Source organism: Mesorhizobium sp. M0598, from assembly GCF_040320865.1.
Classification (GTDB): Bacteria; Pseudomonadota; Alphaproteobacteria; order Rhizobiales; family Rhizobiaceae; genus Mesorhizobium.
In genome coordinates this window covers 1-814 of the sequence record NZ_JAMYQL010000117.1, presented here as the reverse complement: position 1 = coordinate 814, position 814 = coordinate 1, and the positions used below count along the sequence as shown (strand labels likewise).

General features: G+C 65.2%; 1 protein-coding gene. It reads right to left on the bottom strand.

The window, feature by feature from the left end; genetic code table 11:
• Nucleotides 1–665, bottom strand: a 665-nt coding sequence (locus NKI59_RS34995) for an ABC transporter ATP-binding protein (protein WP_352709078.1), incomplete at its 3' end; no start/stop codon positions are given.
• Between the last annotated feature and the right edge of the window lie 149 nt (nucleotides 666–814).

Here is an 814-nt window from a genome sequence, read left to right as displayed (position 1 = left end):
AGCACGGTGGCGCGGTCGGCATATTTCAGCGTCACTGCCGAATTCTGCTCGGCGACAAGGATCGAAAGATCTTCGTCCCGATTGAGCCGCTTCAAGGCGCTAAAAATCTCGTCGACGATCAGCGGCGCCAGCCCCATCGAAGGCTCGTCCAGCACGAAGAGTTTCGGCCGCGACATCAGACCGCGGCCGATAGCCGTCATCTGCTGCTCGCCGCCGGAGGTGAGGCCGGACCGGGTTCGCCGCTTCTCGGCGAGCCTGGGGAAAAGCGCATAGACGCGGTCGAGGTCGGCCTTGACGCCGGTGCGCGAGGACGAACGCCCGAGCGCGCCGGTCAGAAGGTTCTCCTCGATCGTCAGCGAGCGGAAGCAGTGTCGGCCCTCGAGGACCTGGACCAGACCCTTGCGGACGAGGTGGGAGGGGCTTGCCCTGGAGACATCCTCGGCCTCGAAAGTGATCCGGCCAGCGGTAACGGTGCCGCGCTCGGCCGGGAGGAGATTGGATATGGCGCGTAGCAGCGTCGTCTTGCCGGCGCCGTTGGAGCCGAGCAGTGCGACGATCTCGCCTTTGCCGACCGACAGGTCGACACCGTGCAGGGCGGCGATGGCGCCGTTGTAGACGGCCTCCACGCGGGTGACCGACAGGATCGGATTTTCCGGGCTGGACATCGATGACTCCGCAATAGGCAGGAAATCGCCGGCCGCCCCGGGGGCCGGCCCGGGTTTTTGGTCCTAAGTTTGTGGCACAAAAGTAGGGGGGGTAGGGCCGGGTGGTTTAAAAAAAAACCCGCCCCCCCCGCCAAACGACAAAGGGCGGT